At 75.8% G+C, this 289-nt stretch carries 1 protein-coding gene; it reads right to left on the reverse strand.

The annotated features are described in order from the left end of the window. On the reverse strand, positions 1-289 hold a 289-nt coding region (locus HKX41_11130; GenBank protein ID NNC24684.1), incomplete at both ends, for a hypothetical protein.

The following is a 289-nucleotide window of genomic DNA, read 5'->3' on the forward strand; positions in this document are numbered from 1 at the left end:
CGCGCGGCGCCTGCAGGTCCGAGCGCGCGACCCGCGAGTGCTTGATGTCGCCGACGATGGCCACGCGCAGGCGCGAGAAATCGTTGCCCTTGGCCTGGCGCAGGGTCAGCATGTCGAGCAGGCCCTGGGTCGGATGCGCGCTGCGGCCGTCGCCGGCGTTGATGAGGCAAGTGCCCGGACGCGCGTGCGCGGCCAGCTCGGCGACCGCCTGCGGCCAGTCGCGGTAACGCAGCACCTCCAGCGCCGGCCGCTTGCGCCCGGCCGCGGCGGCCGGGTCCGGGCAGTTGCG

Origin of the sequence: Salifodinibacter halophilus (genome assembly GCA_012999515.1) — a bacterium.
GTDB lineage: Bacteria > Pseudomonadota > Gammaproteobacteria > Nevskiales > Salinisphaeraceae > Salifodinibacter > Salifodinibacter halophilus.